This is a genomic window from Pseudoalteromonas arabiensis (assembly GCF_001550155.1).
GTDB classification, from domain to species: Bacteria; Pseudomonadota; Gammaproteobacteria; order Enterobacterales; family Alteromonadaceae; genus Pseudoalteromonas; species Pseudoalteromonas arabiensis.
The window spans coordinates 243863-267118 of record NZ_LRUF01000021.1 but is presented as its reverse complement, the minus strand read 5'-3'; the positions used below and the strand labels follow the sequence as shown (position 1 = coordinate 267118).

19 protein-coding genes are annotated in these 23256 nt (G+C 40.3%); 9 read left to right on the top strand and 10 right to left on the bottom strand.

What is annotated here, in order from left to right; genetic code table 11:
• Positions 1 to 67: 67 nt before the first annotated feature.
• Both PAARA_RS10815 and msrA read right to left on the bottom strand, forming a co-directional pair.
• A complete protein-coding gene (locus PAARA_RS10815) occupies positions 68 to 751 on the bottom strand; it encodes a type 2 periplasmic-binding domain-containing protein (RefSeq protein WP_157066194.1) in 684 nt (227 codons plus the stop codon).
• 166 nt (positions 752 to 917) lie between these two features.
• Positions 918 to 2189, bottom strand: a complete 1272-nt coding sequence (gene msrA, locus PAARA_RS10810; protein ID WP_062569046.1) for a peptide-methionine (S)-S-oxide reductase MsrA — start codon at positions 2187 to 2189, stop codon at positions 918 to 920.
• 158 nt (positions 2190 to 2347) lie between these two features.
• Here msrA and PAARA_RS10805 point away from each other — a divergent pair, with 158 nt between their 5' ends.
• The 5 genes from PAARA_RS10805 (at position 2348) to PAARA_RS10785 (ending at position 9533) form a co-directional block, all read left to right on the top strand.
• The gene (locus PAARA_RS10805) at positions 2348 to 3868 is read left to right on the top strand and encodes a leucyl aminopeptidase (RefSeq protein WP_062569045.1); all 1521 of its coding nucleotides are present in this window, start codon (positions 2348 to 2350) and stop codon (positions 3866 to 3868) included.
• Between the two features lie 132 nt (positions 3869 to 4000).
• Entirely contained in the window at positions 4001 to 4666 is a 666-nt protein-coding gene (gene pxpB, locus PAARA_RS10800; RefSeq protein ID WP_062569044.1) for a 5-oxoprolinase subunit PxpB, read from the top strand.
• On the top strand, positions 4663 to 5601 hold the full coding sequence (locus PAARA_RS10795) for a 5-oxoprolinase subunit C family protein (RefSeq protein WP_062569043.1): 939 nt from the start codon (positions 4663 to 4665) through the stop codon (positions 5599 to 5601). Before pxpB ends, PAARA_RS10795 begins: the two co-directional genes overlap by 4 nt.
• A gap of 349 nt (positions 5602 to 5950) precedes the next feature.
• Positions 5951 to 7618, top strand: a complete 1668-nt coding sequence (gene asnB, locus PAARA_RS10790) for an asparagine synthase B (protein ID WP_062569042.1) — start codon at positions 5951 to 5953, stop codon at positions 7616 to 7618.
• Positions 7619 to 7958: 340 nt separating this feature from the next.
• Entirely contained in the window at positions 7959 to 9533 is a 1575-nt protein-coding gene (locus PAARA_RS10785) for a BCCT family transporter (protein WP_062569041.1), read from the top strand.
• Positions 9534 to 9658: 125 nt separating this feature from the next.
• Here the strand turns inward: PAARA_RS10785 and PAARA_RS10780 are convergent, their stop codons facing one another.
• From PAARA_RS10780 to trhO, 6 genes are all read right to left on the bottom strand, one after another.
• Entirely contained in the window at positions 9659 to 10366 is a 708-nt protein-coding gene (locus PAARA_RS10780) for a 3'-5' exonuclease (protein ID WP_062569040.1), read from the bottom strand.
• Positions 10366 to 12264 (bottom strand): DUF294 nucleotidyltransferase-like domain-containing protein, encoded by a 1899-nt coding sequence (locus PAARA_RS10775; protein ID WP_062569039.1) that lies wholly within the window; start codon positions 12262 to 12264, stop codon positions 10366 to 10368. The genes PAARA_RS10780 and PAARA_RS10775 overlap by 1 nt, the downstream gene beginning before the upstream one ends.
• A gap of 82 nt (positions 12265 to 12346) precedes the next feature.
• Positions 12347 to 15424, bottom strand: coding sequence for an efflux RND transporter permease subunit (locus tag PAARA_RS10770; RefSeq protein ID WP_062569038.1), 3078 nt, complete (start codon positions 15422 to 15424; stop codon positions 12347 to 12349).
• On the bottom strand, positions 15424 to 16401 hold the full coding sequence (locus PAARA_RS10765; protein ID WP_062569402.1) for an efflux RND transporter periplasmic adaptor subunit: 978 nt from the start codon (positions 16399 to 16401) through the stop codon (positions 15424 to 15426). Before PAARA_RS10765 ends, PAARA_RS10770 begins: the two co-directional genes overlap by 1 nt.
• A gap of 327 nt (positions 16402 to 16728) precedes the next feature.
• The gene (locus PAARA_RS10760; protein WP_062569037.1) at positions 16729 to 17361 is read right to left on the bottom strand and encodes an outer membrane beta-barrel protein; all 633 of its coding nucleotides are present in this window, start codon (positions 17359 to 17361) and stop codon (positions 16729 to 16731) included.
• A 233-nt stretch (positions 17362 to 17594) separates the two neighbouring features.
• Positions 17595 to 18602: an oxygen-dependent tRNA uridine(34) hydroxylase TrhO gene (gene trhO, locus PAARA_RS10755; RefSeq protein WP_062569036.1), complete on the bottom strand. Its 1008-nt coding sequence runs from the start codon at positions 18600 to 18602 to the stop codon at positions 17595 to 17597.
• Positions 18603 to 18801: 199 nt separating this feature from the next.
• On the opposite strand from trhO, the gene PAARA_RS10750 reads away from it, so the two are divergent.
• From PAARA_RS10750 to PAARA_RS10735, 4 genes are all read left to right on the top strand, one after another.
• On the top strand, positions 18802 to 20127 hold the full coding sequence (locus PAARA_RS10750; RefSeq protein WP_062569401.1) for a DEAD/DEAH box helicase: 1326 nt from the start codon (positions 18802 to 18804) through the stop codon (positions 20125 to 20127).
• A gap of 2 nt (positions 20128 to 20129) precedes the next feature.
• Positions 20130 to 20960 carry a CvfB family protein gene (locus PAARA_RS10745; protein WP_062569035.1) on the top strand — a complete coding sequence of 277 codons (831 nt, stop codon included), beginning with the start codon at positions 20130 to 20132 and terminating at the stop codon, positions 20958 to 20960.
• Between the two features lie 303 nt (positions 20961 to 21263).
• A complete protein-coding gene (locus PAARA_RS10740) occupies positions 21264 to 21506 on the top strand; it encodes a type II toxin-antitoxin system Phd/YefM family antitoxin (protein ID WP_062569034.1) in 243 nt (80 codons plus the stop codon).
• Positions 21507 to 21512: 6 nt separating this feature from the next.
• Positions 21513 to 21809, top strand: coding sequence for a type II toxin-antitoxin system RelE/ParE family toxin (locus PAARA_RS10735; protein ID WP_062569033.1), 297 nt, complete (start codon positions 21513 to 21515; stop codon positions 21807 to 21809).
• Between the two features lie 227 nt (positions 21810 to 22036).
• Here PAARA_RS10735 and PAARA_RS10730 read toward each other — a convergent pair whose 3' ends face one another.
• Positions 22037 to 22423 carry a hypothetical protein gene (locus tag PAARA_RS10730; RefSeq protein ID WP_062569032.1) on the bottom strand — a complete coding sequence of 129 codons (387 nt, stop codon included), beginning with the start codon at positions 22421 to 22423 and terminating at the stop codon, positions 22037 to 22039.
• A complete protein-coding gene (locus PAARA_RS10725) occupies positions 22411 to 23220 on the bottom strand; it encodes a hypothetical protein (RefSeq protein ID WP_062569031.1) in 810 nt (269 codons plus the stop codon). Before PAARA_RS10725 ends, PAARA_RS10730 begins: the two co-directional genes overlap by 13 nt.
• Positions 23221 to 23256 lie beyond the last annotated feature (36 nt).

Genomic DNA, 23256 nt, shown 5'->3' with positions numbered 1-23256 from the left:
CCCCCAACCAAATTGTTGTCGAAAGCCCGGTTCTTGTGTGTTCTGACCGGGCTTTTTTTCGAGTTGATTAAAGGCCAATATCAAACTGCTGCTTTAAAGCTCTAACTTGGTCACTGTGGGTAGATAGATATAAGTTAAATTGCTCAATAACATCAGGGTATTTAACTGTTGATAGATGGAAACTTTGCACATCTACCGCAAGTTTATCGTGAAAGTACACGGGCACTCTATTTTCAAACTCTTCTCGCATTTTATAGTTCAAAACATCTTTAGATATGTAAATACAATTTATTCGCTTTAAAAGTAATAAAGAAATTAATTCAGTCGTATCAGCCGTCTCCACAACGTCGATCTGCTTTTTCATAAAATGTGATTTATAACTTTGTGATGTAAAGCCTCGAACTTTACCTATCCTGCTACAATCAGAAAGCGTGGTATTTTGTTGCAAACTCGCAATGCCTGTCACTGTATTCAAAATTGATTCTGAGTAAATAATCGGGTTAGGTTTCGAAAATGTATCTTTAAAGGATTTTTGCCACTGCGGATTGTCAGGATATTTAAAATCAATATAGTTTTCGGCAACCAGATCCCTATAAAGACGATTTAAAGGGGCGGGATAAAACTTAACGCTATAACCAAATTCTCGGCTGAATTGTTTAAGCAATTTTTCACTAAATCCAGTGAAGTTAGGCTTCTTACTGTCACTGCCATCGTAATAAGGTAGATACTCTATATTCTCTACACCTATCACGATGGCTTTTAATTCCTTACACATCAATCCATTAGAAAATAAGCACAATTTTAAAATTAACGTATAAATTAGTTTGGTTTTCAACACGAAAAAGTATCTTGTTTCTCCAGTCATAGTTTTAGGATAGGCTATAACTATGGTTTCAACTAATTTTTACTAATAACATTTAACTACGCGGAACAAATTCAAGTACTGTAGCATTAATACAATATCTATCTTGCCCTCTTGGACCTTCCCCCGGAAATAAGTGCCCTAAGTGAATTCCTGAACTTTTCGATTTTAGCTCGATACGCTGCATACCATAGCTATTATCTTCATGCATCGTTACACTATTTTTGACTGGGTGAGTAAAAGACAACCACCCTGTTCCCGAATTAAATCTATCTCGGGTATCAAATAATGGTGCACCACTTAATTTGTCAATAAAAATGCCATCTGGGGTATTTTTAAAAATGTCGTATTCCTTACAAAACGGGCTGTCTGTTCTGGAATGAAATGCCACTCTAAAGGCCTCACTGTCACCCAATTTAAATGCGCCCAATGCTTTGTAAAACTCTTCCTTATTCACATACCCTTGACGACCATAAACTTCTTTACCATCTTCGATAAATAAAAGTGTAGGTGTTGCCCAAGTAGGTGTGTTAATAACCAAGCCAGCAAGTTGATCCGCATGGCGAAAAGTCATAGGGATTGTGCCCTTGTATGCATTAGCAACTTCTTTTTTAAATTTTTCGCAATACGGGCAATAGCCTTTAGCATCAATTACTACAATATGTTTGTTAGCGAGTAAGGCAGTGTTATCTATTTTAGGCTTTTCAGATGGGCTAAATACAACCCCTGTAGAATGATCAGGACAGTAGCCATTCGGGTTTTTCTTTATATAGTCTTGATGATACTCCTCTGCTTTAAAAAACCTATCAAGCGGTTTTATTACCGTTTTAATTTCGCCAAATCCCGCTGATGATAATTTTTTTTGATACGCTTCTTTAAGGCGATTTGCACTAACAAGCTGATTGGAGTTGCTGGTTAGAATAGTCGACCGATATTGTGTGCCAATATCATTGCCCTGCCGATTAAGCTGTGTCGGATCATGACTTTCAAAGTAATGTTTTAAAAGATCTTCTGTGCTTAATTTGTTGCTGTTATAAGTAACTTTGACTACCTCAGCGTAATTGTTTTCATCAAAACGACGAGAGCTACGTGTAATGTTTTTATATGTCGCCTTAAAGCCCTGCCCATCAGCATAACCCGATACCGCATCGAGCACACCGTTGAGGGCTTCATAGCGTTTTTCTGCGCCCCAAAAACAACCCGAACCTAATACTATAGTTTCAATATGTTTAGTTGCATTAGGCAGGTCTTCTTTAGCCAAAACGGGACTGATACTAGCAACTGCACTGACGGTGAACCATGCCACCAATAAAGACTTAATTGTCATACTAATTTACCTCGTCATAGCGTGTGTATTTAATAGACCTAAGAGAAATATAAAATATTTCAACTTAAACGCATCCCACGGGCTATTCACCGCTTAAAATTTAACTCTTTAGTGTTAATAGGGTAAAAAAAGCTTTTTTTTAACATTGGGATATATAAATGAGAATTGCACATAGCTTATCTGCTCTTGCATTGGGTATAACGCTTGCTACGCAAGTGAATGCAGCAGAGTTCACTTTTAAGCAATCTATTCAAGCTACAGATAACACTTTGGTATTGTTTTTAGACACTGAAACACAAATCGCCAAATTTAACCATTTAGCCGCAGAGACACAAACTCATATTAACAAAGTGATTGATTTTTCAGACTTTGAAGCTAAATATGGTAAAACATTAGAGATCATTGCTCCAAATGGTAGCCAGCATCAACGTATTCTTTTAGTTGGCTTAGGTGAGCAAGCAAAGCTAGATGCAGCTAAAATGGCAAAGCTGGGTGGCAATGTACATGCACAGCTACATAAAGCAAAACAAGAAAACGTCAGCCTTGATTTCTCTACAATCACTGATCAAGAAACTAACGCTAAATACGCTGCAGAGTTTGCCCATGGCGCAAATCTACGTGATCACCGCTTTGAAGTTTACAAAAAAGAAAAAGATAGTCACTTAGTGAGCTACACAGTCGATGTTGAAAATATAGACCAAGCGGTCAAAAACCATACTTTACTGCAACACATAGAAGAAGGCGTATTTTTAGCACGCGACTTAACAAGTGAAGTTGCAACTGAAATGACGCCGGCTGATTTTGCAAAAGCTGCAAAAGAACTTAAAAAGTTAGGTGTCAAAATTTCTATTTTAGAGCCTAAGCAAATCAAAAAGCTTGGTATGGGTGCACTAGAAGCAGTTGGTCGTGGGAGCGAACAAGGTTCACGTTTAGTTGTTGCGCATTATCAAGGTAATAAAAATACACCGATCGCTTTAGTGGGTAAAGGTATTACTTTTGATTCTGGTGGTTATAGTATAAAAACAGGTGCATCAATAGCCCGCATGAAATCAGATATGGCCGGTGCAGCAGCGGTACTTGGAACGGTTAAAGCAATGGCACTTGCAAAAGCTGATACTAATGTCGTTGCAGTAATGGGCATGGCAGCCAATATGGTGTCACAATTTGCCGTTGCACCTGGCGATGTAGTACGCACAGCCGAAGGTCTAAGCGTAGAAATTGTAAACACCGATGCTGAAGGTCGTTTAGTGCTTAGCGATGCAATGTGGTACGCTCGTGATAAATTTAAACCAAGTATTATGGTTGACGTTGCAACATTAACCGGCTCTAAAATTGGTGCTGTAGGTAATGACTATGCCGCCATTTTCTCTGAGGATGATCAGTTAGTAGAGCAACTAACTATCGCAGGTAAACACGTAAACGAAAATGTATGGCGTTTACCACTAGGCTACGAAGATGCACTAAAGTCTGATATCGCAGACTTAAAAAATATTGGTTCACATGGCCCAGGTGCAACAACAGCAGCAAGCTTCCTGAAAAACTTTGCGGGTGAAACTCGCTGGGTTCACATTGATATTGCCGGAAATGCGCTTAACAGCAAAGCAAAAGATGAGCTTGCTGAAGGCGGCACTGGTTACGGTGTGCGTTTGTTATCTAACTGGCTTCTAAACAACCAGTAACAAAAAGATTGCCTACAACAGCAGGTTGTAGGCAATTAACACTCGATTAAAATACAAAAACTGTATTTACATCAACAAATTCGTGCTTTTATGCTATGTTGCTATGACTAATCACTTTTAAATTGGGATGCAATGACTACATACAGCTCGCCATCGATTACTGTACTTACCACTCACTGCATTTATTTTGATGTAAGTCATTCAGAACAGACAATTCTAGAAACACAAAAAAAGGTCTGGGCTTTAGCACAACTCTGCCAACAATCTGGTGATTTTATTGATGTGGTGCCAGCGAACAATAATCTGACTTTATATTTAAACGATCCTTTAAGACTGCAGTATTGGTTATCAGCTTTGAATGAGCACTGGCTTGAAGTCTCATTATTAAAATTTAACTCTACCCACCATAAGTTACCGACACGGTACGGTGGAGTTCATGGCCCTGATATTAAACATGTTGCACACTATCACAACCTAAGCGTGGATGATGTAGTACAATTACATAGTAGTGGCACCTACCATGTATTATTTTTAGGGTTCCAGCCTGGCTTTGCCTATCTAAGTGGTTTAGATAAAAAGTTATACACACCAAGACGTAGCGATCCTCGTACATCTGTTCCTAAGGGTTCAGTTGCTATTGGCGGTGAACAAACTGGTATCTACCCAGAAACTTCACCAGGTGGCTGGCAAATTATAGGTCACACCGACTTTAAATTATTTGATATTAATGCCCCCTCTCCTTGCGCTTTTGCGCCAGGTGATACCATCGAGTTTACAATCAAGGAGGTGCTATCGTGATCACCGTTGTTAAACCGGGTATGCAAATGTCTATACAAGATCAAGGACGCACAGGTTCGAGACATTTAGGTATTGGTCAATCAGGTTGCATTGACCCATATGCACAAATTATTTGTAACCGATTAGTCGGTAACCCTGATAATTGCCCTGTACTTGAAATCACGCTGGGTCTTGCTGAAATTAAATTCGATAATGATTACTACATTGCCCTACACGGCACGGATATGAAAGCCACAGTCAATGGTAACCCTATTCAACCAGGCTGGAGCTATTACATAAAAAAAGGCGATGTATTAAAGCTTAATGCTGCACGACACGGATTTCGAAGCTACCTTGCTATAGGGGGTATTTGGCAATTACCAACGCCTATATTAGGCTCTTACTCTACCGATTTAACCGCTAAGTTTGGTGGTTTACATGGTAACGCTTTAAATCCTGGTGACAGCATAGACATTACACCACAGTACAAAACCAAAATTGGTTTAGGTGCGATGCTTCCACCAAAAAGTACACACATACGTGTTTATGAAGGCCCTCACAATAAATTACTGTCAGAGCAAAGCATCGACAAGTTTATTAATCATTCATGGCATATTTCGCCGAGTAGTAACCGCATGGGAGCGAGGTTAAGTAGTGATGAATGCAAATTAGAACATGCTTTATCATTACCTTCTATGGCAGTCATGCCTGGTAGTATCCAGTTGCCACCGAGTGGCGAGCCTATTGTTCTTTTAAATGATGCTCAAACAACGGGTGGTTATCCATTACTTGGTACAGTAATTGAGGCTGATTTGAGACACTTTGCCCAATTAAAACCGGGGGATTTTTTACACTTTGAATTCGTCAGTCTAAATGAGGCAACCAAAGCACAACAAAAACTAACTTCTCACCTAAATCAATTAAAAATTGCTCTAGAATATAAAAATAAACAGTAAAATAGTGAGCAGCACACCTCGGTGCTGCTCTATTTATAGATACTTGTATACACAAGATCGTCAGTACAAATTATTTAAGTAGTCTATTGCACAAAACTAGTGCAAAGACTAACTGCAAAATAGCTACTCGCTTTTAAATATAGAGCGATTTCCGATTTATCCATTGTCTATGAGCTTATTGCAAAACAGTTATTGATCATTTTGGTGCAACACCCACCTATTGTGGTGCATATTTTATTCTTAAATATTTAGAAAACCTGTGTGACTTAGGTAATTATTTCTGTTAAAACAAAGGTTCGCAGTTTTAAATTTATGTTAACTGCACACATAATAGGAATGAGGAGTCACTATGTGTTCAATTTTTGGTGTATTAGATATTAAATCTGATCCCACACAATTGCGTGGTCAAGCAATTGAGATGTCAAAACTTTTAAGACACCGCGGGCCTGATTGGTCTGGCGTATATTCGTCTGATAAAGCGATTTTAGTTCATGAACGCCTTGCTATTGTCGGTGTATCAAGTGGTGCCCAACCACTGTATAACCCTGAACGTACTAATATACTTGCTGTTAATGGTGAAATTTATAACCACAAAGAATTAGCTGCAAATCTAGAAACCGATTTTACTTTTCAAACGCAATCAGACTGTGAAGTCATATTGGCTTTATACAAGCAGAAAGGTCCTGAATTTTTAGACGACTTAAATGGTATTTTTGCGTTTTGTTTATACGACGAAGAGCAAGATGCCTACTTAATAGGCCGTGACCATATCGGTATTATTCCACTTTATACGGGTCATGATGAGCATGGTAACTTTTATGTAGCCTCAGAATTAAAAGCACTTTCGCCAATTTGTAAACACATTGAAGAGTTCCCTCCTGGGCACTTCTTATGGAGCAAAGATGCTCAATTACGAAAATACTACGCCCGCGATTGGCAAAGCTATGATGCAGTAAAAGACAACGATGCTAAAGTTAGTGATGTAAAACAAGGGTTAGAAGCGGCTGTTAAACGCCAATTAATGTGTGATGTTCCTTATGGTGTATTACTATCTGGTGGTTTAGATTCATCGGTTATTTCTGCTATAACGCAACGTTTTGCTGCAAAACGGATTGAAGATAACGACGAATCTGATGCATGGTGGCCAAAGCTTCATTCATTTTCGGTTGGGCTTGAAGGTTCACCTGACTTAGCTGCGGCACAAAAAGTAGCTGATATGATTGGCACGGTTCACCACCCTATTCACTTTACGATACAAGAAGGTATTGATGCACTACGTGAAGTGATTTATCACATCGAAACGTATGACGTAACCACCATCCGCGCCTCAACGCCAATGTATTTAATGGCACGCCAAATCAAAGCCATGGGTATTAAAATGGTATTATCGGGTGAAGGTGCTGACGAATTATTTGGTGGTTATTTATACTTCCATAAAGCACCAAATGCGCAAGAGTTCCATGAAGAGCTTAACCGTAAAGTGTCTAAGCTTCATATGTTTGACTGCTTACGTGCTAATAAATCAATGGCTGCATGGGGTGTTGAAGCACGTGTACCGTTCTTAGACAAAGAGTTTGTTGATGTCGCAATGCGTATCAACCCTGAAGCAAAAATGTGTAAAGACGGCAAAATCGAAAAACACATTATTCGTGAAGCATTCGACGGCTACCTACCAGATGAAGTACTGTGGCGTCAAAAAGAGCAATTTTCTGATGGCGTGGGTTATAACTGGATTGATACTTTAAAAGAGTATGTGAACGAGCAAGTAAGCGACCAAGATCTGGCTAATGCAAAATACAAATACCCAATTAATACGCCTGATTCTAAAGAAGCCTATTTCTATCGTAGTATTTTTGAAGAACACTTCCCAGGTGATGCCGCCGCTAAATGTGTTCCTCATGGAAAGTCTGTTGCATGTTCAACACCTGAAGCTCTAGCTTGGGATGAATCATTCCAAAACAATGCAGATCCTTCTGGTCGTGCTGCTGGCGTTCACAACGACGCGTATAAAAAATAAGCTTTTAATATTATGCTGCAAGTTCCGCTTGCAGCTATTTAATCAATGTAACAATCTAGCATCTCGAAAATTTCACTGTCATCAAATAATTACCTATCTACACCACAACTGTTTAAATTACATTCAAATGAGCTAAAAAACTGTATTTATTCGGATATTTAGGGACAAAAGCATTTACATTTGTGTACGACCTCCTACACTAAAGATTAATCATGGGCACTATTATGATTAGTATTCAAACTATTTTTAAATTTCGAACGTAAAAATACTGATATAGCTAATTTGTGTGCCTACCGGCCGTTTAGCTATCTGCTAAATAAAATTACAACAAGAGGTATTCATGAGCGAACATCATGACAAGTACAGTATCGACAATACAGATTACACTGTCGGTCAGGACAATGTACAAAAATGGGGCTTTGATGTGCATAACCCCGTGTTTGGTATTAGTGCAGGCTTAATTGCGCTATTTTTAGTGGCTACACTCATTTCTGACGCAGAAACCGCTAAATTAACCCTTAACGGCATTAAGAATGACATTATTAATAATTTTGATGGCTTTTTTATGTGGTCAGCAAACTTATTCGTATTGTTTTGCTTGGCGTTAATTGTGTCTCCTTACGGTAATATCCGCCTTGGTGGCAAAGAAGCGCGACCAACCCACTCTCGTATTTCATGGCTGGCAATGCTATTTGCTGCAGGTATGGGTATTGGCTTAATGTTTTGGGGTGTAGCTGAGCCCGTTGCCTATTTTACAGGCTGGTATGAAACACCACTCGGCGTTGAAGCTAACACGCCAGAAGCTGCCAAACTAGCAATGGGTGCAACTATGTTCCATTGGGGTTTACACCCTTGGGCAATTTACGCGGTGGTTTCACTTTCACTCGCATTCTTTTGTTATAACAAAGGCCTGCCGTTATCTATTCGCTCGATTTTTTACCCTATTTTAGGTGACAAAGCGTGGGGCTGGCCTGGTCACCTTATTGACATTCTGGCTGTGCTTGCAACCTTATTTGGTCTAGCGACCTCACTTGGTTTAGGTGCACAACAAGCTGCTGCTGGTATTAATCATGTATTTGGAACCGATGGCGGCATTGGCTTACAAATTGGCGTTATTGTTGGTGTGACTTTACTTGCTGTGATTTCTGTCGTTCGCGGTATCGACGGTGGTGTAAAACTACTTAGTAATGTAAACATGATTATCGCTTTTGTATTACTCGTGTTTGTTGCACTTGTTGGTTTTTCTGCAGCATTTGGCAACCTTTCTAATACAGTAATGGGTTATGTCGAAAACATTATTCCACTGAGTAACCCGCATGGCCGTGAAGATGAAACCTGGATGCACGGTTGGACTGTATTCTACTGGGCTTGGTGGATTTCATGGTCACCGTTTGTAGGTATGTTCATTGCGCGCGTATCTGAAGGACGTACAATTCGTGAGTTCTTAATTGCTGTATTACTCGTGCCTACCGTTGTTACTATCTTCTGGATGTCAATTTATGGCGGTATCGCAATTGAGCAAGTGGTGGATAAAGTGGGTGTACTAGGAGAAAAAGGCTTAACCGATGTACCACTGGCTATGTTCCAAATGTTTGAAGCTTTACCTATGTCACAAGTGCTTTCATTCATTGCAATTGTGCTGGTACTCGTGTTCTTTATCACTTCGTCTGATTCAGGTTCACTCGTTATCGATTCGATTACCGCAGGCGGTAAGGTCGATGCGCCTGTGCCACAGCGCATTTTCTGGGCGACCATTGAAGGTGCAATTGCTGCTGCTCTAGTTTGGATTGGCGGCACGCAAGCTATCGAGGCATTACAAGCTGGCGCTGTATCGACTGGCTTACCTTTCACATTTGTATTGTTGCTTATGTGTGTGAGCTTGCTGCTTGGTTTAAAAACCGAGCCAAGAAACTAATCAATTAAACATTTAAAAAACGCCGCATCTGCGGCGTTTTTTAAATGAACTGTTCTATTAATGCGTTTTCAGAATTGCTGCTTAATGTTTGTATACTTCCCCACCACCATCTCAGTCTCGTTAGTTTAAACAATCAATTCGCTTAATGGGGTATCGGGGCGATAATGATATGCGATTTGAGCTTGCAATAACTCTGCTGTCGCGATCGCATCATTGAGTGCATTGTGATTTTGATAAACGGGTAGAGAGTAGCGAGATCGTGAATCAGCTAAACGCACAGAACCGAGCTTTGTATTTAATAATCGTCCTAATAGGCCTTGCTTTGCTTTGAGTGCTCTTCTCTCCAACTCAAGCGTGTCTATCACTGCAAATTCGAGACCTTCGCCTAATCGTGCTTTAAGCGCTTGAAATAGAAAGTACCGTTCAATAGGCGCAAAATGCACAACAATCAGCTTGCCTTGCAAAGCATCAAGCAGCGGTTCCATAATCGATGTAAAGTCAGGAGCTTCGCTTACCTCTGAATGAGTTATGCCATGAATAACAATAGACTCTTCAGCGAGTTTTTGTCTTGGTTGCACGACCCAATGCTGACTATGTTTACAAAAAATACGCCTGACATTAAATGGCACTAACCCGACACTGACAATATCATCTTTATCAAAATTTAGACCGGTCGTCTCAAAGTCTAACGCAACCAATGGTACTTCACTAATCGGTAAGCTGCCATTTGATATAGTCGACTGGTAAAAATGTTTAATTAATGGATGCGTACTTTTTTCAGCTAACTGCTCATAGCGCTTAGGCCAATCAAATTTTGAAGGGTGAACGGCCATTATTTCATTCCTGAATTGGCAGAGTAGCGAAATTTTAAGAAGTTTTGCGCTTTATCTAAAATAGCGAACGCCTCTTTTAAGTTTCGCTGCTCAAAAGGGGATAGCAAATGTGGCTCTAAATCGTTATCAGGTTCTTCATCGAGCATTTCAATTTGCCAAGCTTGATGTCGAATGCGGATCATAGCGATATATTCAAGGGCATCTCGTAAGTCTTGCGCTTTGCCTTCGGGAAGAAGCTTTGCATCGATAATGTCTTCAAGACGCTCAAATGAATTTTGCTTTCGACTACCAATTGCCAGTGCGTGTACACGTATAACATCAGACAAAGGTGCTGTCCCACGGCGTTTCAAATTCATAGAACGCTTGTGCTGACCATTGTGCTCTAAAACGAAATCTTTAAAAAAGCCTAGCGGTGGGGTTCGGTTACGCGCATTCGCTGCCATATTGGCTAAGAATCGTTTATTGCTACGCCCTTCTTTTGCAATAAAACGTTTTAATTCATCAGCCCATTTGGTTTTGCCGTAAACGCCGTCCAAATCAAAAAAGATTGAACTGTGTAATAAAGCTTGAGGCTTAGGCTCTGCTATCCAGCCTGCAAATTGTTCTTGCCATTGCTCTCGTGTTAAACGCCACTTTTTAAATGACGCCATAATTTCACCATCGCAGTACCTATAACCACACTCAGCCAAGCCATCACAGACAAAATCAGCGAGCTTTTGGAAATAATCATCGTGCATAGACTCATCAAAACTATTATCAAGAATAATGGCATTGTCTTGGTCGGTCACAATTAACTGCTCATCTCGCGCCATAGACCCTAATGCGATAAAACAATACGGAACAGGCGGTGGGCCAAATTGCTCTTCAGCTAAATCAAGCAAGCGCTGTTTAAATGTGCGCCCTATTACGGCCATTGCCGTGCCAATCATGTGTGAATTAGCATCTTCATTCACCATACGCACAAACACATTAGGAAGTTGCCTTGCATAATGTGCTAAATCTTCCACCGATTGCTGCGCTAAGATACCGCGCACTAATAACAAGCTACTTTGCGACTCGTAACGTAAAATATCGGATAATGAAATAACACCTATAGGCTTTTTCTTCACCACTATGGGGAGATGATGAATATTGTCTCTAAGCATGGCGAGAACAGCTTCAAATACATACGCATTGCTATCAAGGAGTAGTAAATCTGTTTGCATTATTTGCTGAGCATGTGACTCATAACTCAGCCCTTTAGCAATTACACTTGAGCGTAAGTCTCTGTCGGTAATGATCCCCACTACTTGGCCGTCATCATCATCGGGGTCATCACTAATAGGTTTGTCTGCATCAGTAACTAGAACAGAGGAAACCGACTCTTGTGTCATTACCTGCGCCACCATTTGAACTGTCGCATCTTTGGCAACCGTGACAACATCACGATGCAATAAAGATTTTACCTTAGCTGTGGTTAAATCGTTACTATCAGCTTGCTCAACGATTGCTTGATGTAAACGCACATTACCGTCGGCTTCAAAAAAATCCGCAAAGGCATCAAACTGGTCACAATACTGATTAAATAACTCTACATTAATACAATAAACAAGTGTGTCTTCAAGTGCTTTTGCTGGAAACCGAACTTTACGATTCATTAGCAAACCCATTTGCCCAAAAATACCGCCAATAGTTAAACGGTTATACAAGTCTCCGTCACGACGATACATTTCAACCGCACCGGTACGAATAACGTATAAATCAGCGATATCTTCGCCATAATTTAATATTTGTGTACCTGCGCGAAAATAAGCAATTTCAACTTGTGATGCGAGTTTATTAATGGCCTCATCAGGGAGATCATCAAAAGGAGCATGATCTTTCAAAAATTGGGCAATATCGATGTGTTCGGCTTGCATATGCGTACCTAGTTAGAAACTTTTTCTTGATTGTGAGCGTAATCGGCTATTTTTTCAAAGAAAAATAGCCGATTTTAATGAATTAAGCTTTTTCAAGCTCATCGGCAAGTAGTTTAGACTCATCCCCTCTTGGTTTAGTAAAGCGCGCTAAACCGAGGTAAATAACAGGGGTTAAATAAAGCGTAAATAACACAGCAAGGGCTAAACCTCCAAATACAACCCAGCCTATTGCATTTCGTGCTTCGGCTCCGGCCCCGGTTGAAAGAATGAGCGGTAAAGCACCCAGTAAAGTTGAAACCAATGTCATGGCAATAGGTCGTAAACGCACCAGAGCGGCTTCTTCAACTGCAACTCTAACAGAGCGGCCTTGATCCCGTAACTGGTCAGCAAACTCCACCAATAAAATCGCATTTTTAGCAATCAAACCAATTAACATCACAAGGCCTATTTGTGAGTAAATGTTCAATGAGGTACCCGTTAAATACAGGGCTAATATTGCCGATGTAATACCGAACGGTACGGTTATCATTACCACTATGGCACTATTAACGCTCTCAAACTGGGCTGCCAACACCAGTAACACAATTAAGAATGCTAAAACATAGGTTACCAGTACTTCATTGGCGGTTTCTTCAAAGGTAAGGGCTTCACCTTTAAACGCGAGACTAATACCACTTGGTAAACTTTGCTGAGAAATTTCACGTATTTTAGTTACCAGCTCAGCGATTGTCACATCCTCAGGTAACTCCATGCTTAGCTCAATAGCTCTTCGCTGTGCATGACGCTCAAGCTCTGCAGCAACCCCTTCTTCCGTAATAGTTGCGACGCTGCTAAGTGGTACTAGCTCCCCATCGCGCGTGCCAACATAGAGATTAGCTAAATCGCTAGGGTCCGTTATTGTTTGGTTTTGAGCTTGCAGCATAATTGGGATTGATTGATCACCAATGTTTAAATCGGCGATATCATCACCATTGATTGCCGCTCGAAGCGTCACTGATATATCACTGAGCGATACCCCTAGCTCTTCAGCGCGGCGCCTATCAATATTAACCCGCAATTGTGGCTGCGATGGCTGATACGAAATACGCACAGGGGCAACAGCTGGCATCGCTTTTTCAATTTCAGCAGAGAAGTCTTGTGCGGCTTTAAATATCTCTAAATAGTCTTGGCCAAGTAGTGCAAGCTCGATTCCCCCACCTTGACCACGTAAGTTCAAGCTATTTGAGCCACCAGGATAACCCGCAGCTCCTGGAATATTACCTAATGGTTCGCGAATTTTATCAATAATCTCTTGCTGACTAAAATGACGTTCATCCCAATGCTTTAACGGTACTGTAATGAATACGATGTTAGGATCCCACTGCCCAACCACAGTGCAAATTGACTCAATTTCTCCGCTTTTAACATAAGGTAATAAAATATCTTCCATTTGCACGGCTTGCCTATCCATAAAATTAAGGCCCACCCCATCTGGGCCACGGGCAAAAATCCGAATTTTGCCGCGATCTTCTGTTGGTAATAACTCATTATCTAAATTGAAATAAAGTGCACCAGAGCCTACTGCAACCAATAAACACGCAAAAAATGTTAACCATGCATGTTCAAGCACACCATGAATAGAGCGTTTATAAATCGCTGCTAAACCATGTCCCAATTTAGCGAAAGGATGAAAACCACCTTGCTTTAATTTCAGCTTAGAGGTCAATGCTGGTACTAATGAAAGGGCTACAAAGCTGGAAATAATCACTGCACCGGCCAGTACCCCACCAAATTCTCTAAACAGTCGCCCTGCTGTTGAAGGTAAAAAGGCGATAGGCACAAATACTGCTGCAAGTACTGCGGTAGTTGCCACTACTGCAAAAAAAACTTCACGGGTGCCAATAACCGCTGCTGCACGTCTGCCCAACCCTAAACCACGCTGACGCTGTATGTTTTCACTCACCACAATCGCATCATCAACAATTAGGCCTGTTGCTAACACTAATGCCAGTAAAGTTAAAATATTAATCGAAAAACCAAGTGCCCAAATAAGCGCGAGCGATCCAATTAATGCCACAGGTATTGCAAAGGCAGGAACAAGGGTTGCTCGCCATGAGCCAATAAACACCCAAAGCGTAATCACCACCAGCAACACTGTCAGTAATAAAGAGTTGATAACCTCATCAACGGAGCTTCTAATAAACTGTGCGTCATCAGAGGTAAGCGTAAACTCCATTTCAGGAAAACGTTCGCGCATTCCTTCAATTAAGCTAAGAACTTCATCAGATATTTCGATAGTATTAGACTGTGCTTGACGAATAATTTCCATACCAATCACAGGCGTGCCATTGAGTCTTACGAATGAACGCGGATCTGCAGGGCCAAAATACACCGCAGCGACATCACCAATTCGAGTATCATCACGAACAATAATATCGGCTACCTGCTCAGCAGAAATAGATGTTGCATCGGCACGCACAATCACTTGTTGATCGCTCGACTTTAAACTTCCCGCTGGTACGTCAAAAGGCGCTTGGCGAAGCACGTTAGCAATATCAGGCACAGTTAGATTAAAGCTACTCAGTTTAAGTGGGTCTATTCGAACACGTAATACACGTTCGCGGTCGCCGTTTAAGCGTACATCAGCAACCCCTGGAATAGTTAAAAACTGCGGTGCTAAATCGACATCAACGCGCTCTGTTAACGCCTCAAGTGACAATCTTTCGCTTGATACCGTTAACGATACAACCGCTTCGGCATCGTTATCGGCTTTTATTATAGATACACGTTCAACCTCTTCAGGTAGTTCACGCTGAACACGCGCGACTGATTCTCGAGTTTCATTTGCTGCATCGTCTAAATTTATGCCAGGTCGAAACTCAACCACAATGCGAGCGTTATTCTCTTCACTTTGCGCGCGAATAGTCTTAACGCCACTTACCCTTGCTACAGCTCCTTCAAGCTTACTGGTTACTTCGGTATCTACAGTTTCGGGTGAGCCACCAGGAAATGAGGCTGAAACAGTAATTCGAGGTCTATCCACGTCAGGTAATTCACGAACTTCAACACCTGCTATCGCTGCAATACCAGCAATGATGATCAACAAATTCAGCACCACAATTAATACTGGCCGACGTATTGCCATTGATGGTAAATCTTCCATCATAGGTTGCTGTTTCATTATTGCTCCTTGGCCAGTTTAATATTATTAATATGAACTAACTCTTGGCCAGGACGTAAACGCTGAACACCTTCAGTTACGAGTAAATCACCTTGTTTTAATCCACCGGACACGAGTAAACGCCCTGCTAATCGCTGTTCAATTTTGACATCAACACGGGTTGCTTTATTATCAGCGCTTTTCCACACATAAGGACCAGCAGCGCCCCACATCATGGCAGCTTCAGGTACTACAGCGAAATCATCACCAAGTATATTTATATGGACTCGAAAGCTCATCCCCGGCATAAACTGCTTGGCTGAGTTATCAAGTTTTGCTTTCGTTCTTAAAGTGCGCGTTTGTCCATTTATACGCGAATCTAATTGTGCAATTTTTGCCTCGTAAGCTTTCTCGCTAAGCCAAGGAGTCACTTCCACACTGCCTTTGTGACGCAATACATTAACAGCGGCCTCTGGCGCATTAAAGTTAATATAAAGCTCAGTAGTGTCATCAATCGTTGCAATAGCTGTTTGGGTGGTGATCCTATCGCCTACTTCAACATCGGTAAGGCCCATCACGCCACTAAATGGGGCACGCACTTGACGGTCTTCTAATTCAGTTTCAGCCTGAGTTAACTTAACTTTAGCCAGTTCAAATAAGGTTTTAGCATCATCTAGATCACTTTGTGGAACAGCACCTCTGGCATGACTTTCAACTAATCGCTTCATAGTGCGCTCAGTATCTTGTAATGTAATTCGAGCTTCTGTAAGGGCTGCTTTTTGACGGCGAGAATCTAACTCGAGTAACAATTCACCTTTTTCGACATTATCTCCTGGTTTGAAATGTACATGGGTGACTCTATCCCCTACAGCAGGATAAAGTGTTACTGAATGAATTGCCTCAGCGTTACCAACCGCTTTTATTTGCTGTTTTGTTTGTTCTAATGTAACGGGTTGTACGACAACATTTGCTGCATGCGCTACTGTTATAAAGCTAATACAGGCTAAAAATGTCCATGATTGAAATCTGCCAAGCTTCAAAATTTCACCTAAATAAGAATCGTTTTAATTGTTACGAAGTGTAACAGCTTTGTGATCAATAAGAAGATATGTTCGATTAATAGCAGTTCAGTGCGGCTAATATCATTATAAAGGCTGGCAAAGTTTACTGATTAAGGGCTGCAAGTGAAATATTCTTAGCTAATTGATATAGCGCGGGTATTAAATAAAGAGTAATAATGAGAAGTAAGTAGCATGGCAATGGCTACTCACTTTTTAAATAAATCGAGCAACTAGATGTTTACCTTGGTAACTAGTTCTATAGAGTTAAAACCTAAACATAAGCGATGCCACGATTGTTTGTGTTGAGATATCGGCTATGTCTGTTTTTTCATAGTCGATTGTAACCGCTACGTTATCACTAAAACCATAGCCAACACCAAAGCCCGTTAACAAGGATACTCCGGTATCACTTTTTTCAACCACGCTATAAGATTCTGCTGATTCTTGTAAGTAGCTAAAATCATTGTCCCAGACGTACGCACCAGCGTGTGCTCTTAGGAAAAAACTCCCCGTAATTGGGTAAGTGGCAATAATTCGTGTATCAAAGGAAAGTGTTTTAAAATCTCCTTCGTACACAGTTTCCTTGGTCGGTTCATTTTTATTATTGACCGTATCACGATAAATATTAAAGTTTGCCTCCCCAGGTAAACCGAGCCCCACTTCAACGGCAAAAAATTGGTTAAACTGATAACCATAAAAACCCCTAAAGCCTTTACCTGACTGCTCATCACTGTAATTTAGTGGTGCGAAGGAATCTTGCTCTATCGAAGGGATAAAATTAATATCGTAATTATTATTTTGTAGCGCCAAACCAAAGTAGCTGAATTCATTATTAGAATTGGCATGCGACAGTAACGGCATTAGGCATAGTGCCGCTGTTGTAAGCTTAAGTTTCATAGATATCCTTCTCTTTTTGTTCCAACATTTTTAAATAACTAGCCAAGCTAATAAGCTATATTCAGCGAATTAAAACTCTGTATAAAATATTTGAAAATTAGTTGGTTGTATAAAATTTTTCAAAAGCGGCGCTAATGTACACCACTAAGGAACAACATTAAAGTTTTCACTATTATTAAACGCAAAAAACCCCAGACAATGCTGGGGTTTCTATCAATTCATAAAGCTAAAAATTACTGTTGGCGCTGTGCTTCTTTTTGCGCTTTTTTCGCTTCTTTACGCTTACGAAGTACTTCTTGCGCTTCGTTACCAATGTGACCTTCGCCACGCGCTTGTGCTAATTCAATTTGCTTTTGGCGCTCAGCAAAACGAGCACGTTGCTCTTCTGTTAGGCTGTCGTGACAGTGATGACACGAAACACCTTCCATGTATTCAGGCTTTTGCTTTTCTTCTTCAGTGATTGGCATACGACACGCGTGACATTGGTCGTAAGAACCTTTTTGTAAATCGTGATTTACCGCAACACGGTTATCGAAAACAAAACACTCACCTTCCCACATGGTTTCTTCTTTTGGTACTTCTTCTAAGTACTTAAGAATACCGCCTTCTAGGTGGAACACTTCGTCAAAGCCTTGCTCTTTCATGTACGCAGTTGATTTTTCACAGCGAATACCACCAGTACAGAACATAGCGACTTTCTTGTGCTTTTCTGGGTCTAGGTTTTCTTTTGCCCACGCTGGGAATTCACGGAATGTTTTAGTGTTTGGATCAACCGCATTTTGGAAAGTACCGATCTCGATTTCGTAATCATTTCGCGTATCGATAAGAATCACTTCAGGGTCTGAAATTAACGCATTCCAATCCGCTGGCTTTACGTATGTACCCACTACTTCACGCGGGTCGATACCTTCAACACCCATAGTGACGATTTCTTTTTTCAGCTTTACCTTAGTACGGTAGAACGGGCATTCGTCATCGTATGACTCTTTAGTCACAATGTTGTCTAGGTTTGGTTGTGAATCTAACCATGCAAGTAGGTTATCGATACCTTCACGTTTAGCAGAAACAGTACCGTTAATACCTTCGGCCGCAAGTAACAAAGTACCGCGTACTTCATTGTCTTCCATTACTTTAAGTAGTGGTTGGCGAATCGCTTCAAAATTAGGAAGGGCTACAAATTTGTAAAGTGCGCAAACAACAAAGTGCTCGCTAGTTACATTGTCTTTATGAACAGCAGTCATGGTGTTACCTTTTGCTTTAAATGCCCATTTGGGGCGTTAACCGAATCGCAAATCCGGCGCATTGAGGGCGCGTATTTTACGCGAATTAACGATAATTGCAAAAACTGATGCGAAATAGCTGTGTTTTTACTGTCTCCAAGTGAGGCAAGTGCGTTATAATGAACAGGATTTACAAATTTTGCTCATCGGAGATTACGCATTGCATTTTACTGAACTTGGGATTGATACACGCCTCGAAAAACAACTTGCGCATCAAGGCATCACCCAGCCCACTGACATTCAAGCTCACGCGGTACCAACAGCTATCGCAGGCCATGATATTTTTGCACAGTCAAAAACAGGATCGGGCAAAACGCTGGCGTTTTTATTACCTGCTGTACAACGTGTAATGAAACAAAAAGCACTCAGTAAACGCGACCCTCGCGTTTTAATCGTTGCGCCTACCCGCGAATTAGCAACCCAGGTATACAGCCAATTAAGACTGTTAATTGCTGGCACAAATATTAGTGCCGTAAAAGTACTGGGTGGTGAAAACTTTAATGACCAAATTAAAGCACTTCGTAAAGACCCTCATTTTGTGGTGGCAACTCCGGGGCGTTTAGCTGACCATTTAAGTCAACGCTCATTACAGCTTTCAGGCTTAGAGCTTTTAATTTTTGATGAAGCTGACCGTATTTTAGATTTAGGCTTTACCGAGCAAGTTAAAATGATCAACGAGCTTGCTGATCACCGTTTACGCCAAACGTTATTGTTTTCAGCAACCCTTGACCATGCACAAGTTGATGCCCTGTCACGTAACTTATTACGTTCACCAAAACAAATTTTATTAAGTGCCTCTAACGAGCAACATAGTGACATTACTCAGCAGCTTTATTTAGCTGATCACTTAGATCACAAAGAAGCCCTACTTGAGCACTTTGTAAAACAAGACAATGTTGGCCAATGTATTATTTTCACTGCAACACGTGCCGACACTCAGCGTTTAAGCCAGCTATTGAATGATAAAGGCTTTAAAGCGCAAGCACTCGCGGGTGACTTAACTCAGGCTAAACGCCTTGAAATCATGGATGCCTTTAGCCGTGAAAACTTCAAAATTTTGATCACTACCGATGTTGCATCACGTGGTCTTGATTTATTAAGCGTGACCCACGTAATTAACTTTGACCTACCAAAACATGCTGAAGAATATGTGCACCGTATTGGTCGTACTGGTCGCGCAGGCTTTAAAGGCACTGCTATTTCGTTAGTTGGCCCAAAAGATTGGCCAAGTTACAAAGCAATTAAAGCATTTTTAAATGATGAATTAAGCTTTTTCACCGTTGACGGCCTTGTTGGTAAATTTAAAGGTCTGCGTGAGAAAAAACCAAACACAGTTTGGAAAAAAGCAGAGAAAAAAGTGGCTGCTAAACCTGCAAAACCAAAACGCAAAGCATCCCCTAAAAAGCCAAAAGCCCCTATTCAAGCACCAATTGATGTAGATGGTTTTGCTCCAATGCGCCGTAAGAAAAAGCCAGAACAGGAATAATAATGAGTATTTTAGGAACCACACAAACCCTTTTCGTTAACGAAATATCTAACGAAGGTGCTTATTTAGATGGCCGTGATTTAGGCGAAGTATTCTTACCAAGCAAAGAAATTGATTACGAACTAGAAGCTGGCGACAGCGTGCAAGTATTCATTTACTTAGATCACGCAGGTCACCCAACAGGCACCACTAAAAAACCTTTAGCTGAAGTGGGCGAATATGCCCTACTACGTGTTAAAGCAATCAACAGCACTGGTGCGTTTTTGGATTGGGGCCTCGAAAAAGACGTACTAGCGCCATACAACGAACAAAAGCCAAAAATGAAAGACGGCTTTTCTTATCTTGTACGTTTATACCTAGATAACGCCAGCCAACGTATTTGTGCATCAAGCAACTTTAATAAGTTTTTATCAAAAGATGAACCAACTTACTCTGTAATGGAAGAAGTTGATTTAATCGTTGCCGGTAAAACAGACCTAGGCTACAAAGTACTTGTAAACGAAGCTCACATTGGTGTTGTTTACTACAACACGGTATTTAAAAAGCTATTTGTTGGCCAGCGTTTAAAAGGCTTTATTCAAAAAGTACGTGAAGACGGCAAAATCGATGTACTACTTGAAAAGCCAGGCATGGGCAAAGTAAACGACTTAGGCGAAAAAATCCTAGACAAATTAAAAGCCGAAGGCGGCGTACTTCACCTAGGTGATAAGTCAGACCCTGAAGCAATTAAAAAGACTTTCTCAACCAGTAAAGCAAACTACAAAAAAGCCATTGGCGGTTTGTTTAAGCAAGGTTTGATTGATATTGAAGCGACATCGATTAGGTTGAAGTAAGCTGTAAGCTCGTCTGTATTAAGTGATTAAGAAAAGAGTAAAGTGAAAAGCTTTACTCTTTTTTGGTTTTTGAGGTATTGATAGCTTTAATGAGTAGACGCTATAAATTTTCTAACACTATTTTGAGCAATTTTATTTAGAAATGAAAGACAGCGTTGTGCCATGATCTGACATTGGAAATGCTCTTTTAAGATGTGAGCAACACAATGCCGAAGCCCCTAAAGATCGCACGATTTAATTAGATTGAACATTTCATGCGGCCAGCTATAATCTTATTGTAAATCCAGATTTGGAGATTGGACCATGCACACATTAACAGCAAATGATGCGAAACGTAATTTTGGTGAACTACTTCTTAGCGCCCAGCGTGAGCCAGTAAAGATTAGCAAAAACAGTAAAGACGCCGTAGTAGTAATGTCTATTAAAGATTTTGAAGAGCTAGAGGCAATGAAAGCTGATTACCTCAAACATTGCTTCGAGTCAGCCAAACAAGACTTAGCGCAAGGCAATGTGGTCGATGGTGAAGACTTTTTAAGCGCCTTGTAATGCGCTATGCAAGAGCATAAATACAAACTTAGCAAATTAGCTCAGGCTCATTTATTAAAAATAAAAAACTACACCGTTAATAATTTTTCACAGATGCAGTGGCTCAACTACAAAGATACGTTACTGACTGGATTTCAAATGCTTGCTGAAAATCCAGAGGTTGGTCGACGTTGCGAGAACATTTACCCCAAAGGATTTTACTTCCCTGTTGGTAAGCACACAGCTTACTTTACAAAAGAAGACGGCTTCATTTTAGTTGTAGCCGTACTCAGTCAGTCACAACTACCACAAAACCACTTATGATTGATTCTTCACCTATACTTGAATTTAGGGTGAAGTTCTTGATTGGTAAACTCACGGCGTTTTAAGAGGCAAGTAATTGTTTGCCAAAATGTGAAACTAAGTGGAACCGAGTAAACTGCTACGAGTCCGACTTGAAAACCCTTGTTAGGTATTTAAGTTATTAATCAACCACGTATCGATTTAAGGTTCATGTGGTTTAATTTCCATGATGTTTATCAAGTCCATATTTACTTTTCACTGCAAGCATCGATAAAATCTTGAGGTTCAATCACTATTATCTGCCTGTTGTTTCCAACTTTTTTTTCTATCTCTTTACGGTCAAAAATAATGGTACAACCTGCATAATTTGTTGCCTCAACCGTAGATAAATCTTTATCCATTTTGTCTGTTAACAGTGATGACTGTTCATATTCCCATATACTATTTTCATTCGCTTTGATTGGTTTCATTTCCAAAAAATGAGTGCCGTATTCGTTAACAAAGGTAAGCTTCACTCTAATAACTTCGTTGGTTTCATTTATAATATTTCCCCAGTAAATGTTTGAACAGGCACTGAGTAGGATAGTCACCAGTGTTATCAGTAAATACTTGCAAGTTTTTATTAAGCTTTCCATAGGATTTCAGAACTCCATATTAAGCGTTTAATATCTATTTCCATGGCAATTGAATCATTGACCCTTTGAAATTTTTCTTCTTTTTGCTTGTTCTTATCATAATATTTCATTAAATCAAGGTTACCGCTCATAGGATATCCAGGTGTAGATGATTTTATATTCTGAAATAGCGGGTTAGTAGAACCTTTATGACCCCAAGATAAACTGATACCACCAACGTACATTAATACAGAATGACCAAATTCATGCGCTGAAACTAACTTAAAATCATTATCAATTTGTTTTTGTGGAATACGGTTCGCGCTCTGACCTCTTTGGTAGATAAAGCTTGCATCTATACCTAATATTGCAGGGTTTATTGACCTGTTATAATCAGGACTGTCTTCTATTTTTAAGTCAACAGGAATAGCATCACTGCTGCTTTTATGTAAAGCGTTGACTATTACGTTAAAGCGCACCCCACCAACAGTAATAGTATTAGACCAATACTGCTTAATCCCCTCCATAGCGAGAGCTTTTAATTTTCTATAATCTGCCTGCCTTAAATTATTTTGCTTAAAGTTAAGAAATACATTAATGCTAATGGTTCTCAAACGACTATTAATGGTTGTTTTAGCCCATGTTGCTCGGTGAGCGCCATTATGAACTTTTATTTCTCTTCTTCTGCCTTGTCTAGGAGGACCTACTCTTATCATTCGAAAATTCGTGGTTGGTTTATCAATCGCCTTATGTAGATGTTCTTCAAACCTTTCTAAAGTAAGGGCATTTTTTTGTGGGCTTGCGGTGGCTAAATCCATTTTTATACTCCATGGTATTAGGAGATTATTTAACTA